The organism is Paenibacillus forsythiae T98, assembly GCF_000520735.1.
Classification (GTDB): Bacteria; Bacillota; Bacilli; order Paenibacillales; family Paenibacillaceae; genus Paenibacillus_AQ; species Paenibacillus_AQ forsythiae.
In genome coordinates, this window is sequence record NZ_ASSC01000320.1 from 1 (window position 1) to 347 (window position 347).

The window sequence follows — 347 nt, forward strand, 5'->3', positions numbered from 1 at the left end:
CGAACCTTTTCCGTTCCGTCCGCTCCATCTGCACGATCTGACCTTCATGCACCACGATGTGCAATGAGCCGAATTCCATACTGTCCAGAAGTCCCGCTATCCTTTCCAGCCAAATTTCATCCACTTTCAGCGGTTTAGCCATTCACTTAGCCCCTCCTCATTCCGCAGCGGTTGCCCGCTCCCACTAAATCCCACCATTTCCAACCTACATACTATGATTTAACTTAGCACGATGCCCTTTTTCTGTCAATGACTACTTTTACGCTGCAGCCAGCTTTTGATCAGCATGGTCACGAGCGCCAGCAGCAGCAGCAGCGACGCAACCGCAAAGGAAGCCGAGAACTGGT

Annotated in this window: 1 protein-coding gene; it reads right to left on the reverse strand. The window is 51.6% G+C overall.

Annotation, left to right across the window (positions count from 1 at the left end):
* Nucleotides 1-142, reverse strand: a 142-nt coding sequence (locus tag L692_RS31100; protein ID WP_156940387.1) for a YezD family protein, incomplete at its 3' end; no start/stop codon positions are given.
* Between the last annotated feature and the right edge of the window lie 205 nt (nt 143-347).